The organism is Herbaspirillum sp. WGmk3 (assembly GCF_023952535.1).
In the GTDB taxonomy this organism is placed as follows: domain Bacteria; phylum Pseudomonadota; class Gammaproteobacteria; order Burkholderiales; family Burkholderiaceae_D; genus Herbaspirillum; species Herbaspirillum huttiense.
The window spans coordinates 1-259 of sequence record NZ_JAKYWT010000099.1 but is presented as its reverse complement, the minus strand read 5'-3'; the positions used below and the strand labels follow the sequence as shown (position 1 = coordinate 259).

The 259-nt window shown below is 65.3% G+C and carries 1 pseudogene; it reads right to left on the bottom strand.

From position 1 onward, the window contains the following. Positions 1 to 185: pseudogene (locus tag MKD49_RS26075) on the bottom strand (hypothetical protein); the annotation flags it as partial. Positions 186 to 259: the final 74 nt, after the last annotated feature.

Here is a 259-nt window from a genome sequence, read left to right as displayed (position 1 = left end):
AGCGCCGGCAATTCATAGCGCACGACGTCGCCGTGCACGATGCCCGCGAGCCACGCCTTCACCGCGTCGGCATCGAGATGCGTGCGCAGGTGATCGTAATGACGCGGATCGTGACAGACGACCGACACGTTCAGCGTATTGCCCTTGTCGCCGGTGCGCGCATGCGCGAGTTCACGCAGTTGCATCAGGCCTCCACGAATGAAAACGACGGCGTCACGGCCGCGCGCGGCAGCAGCACCGACTGCACCGCGATGACCTC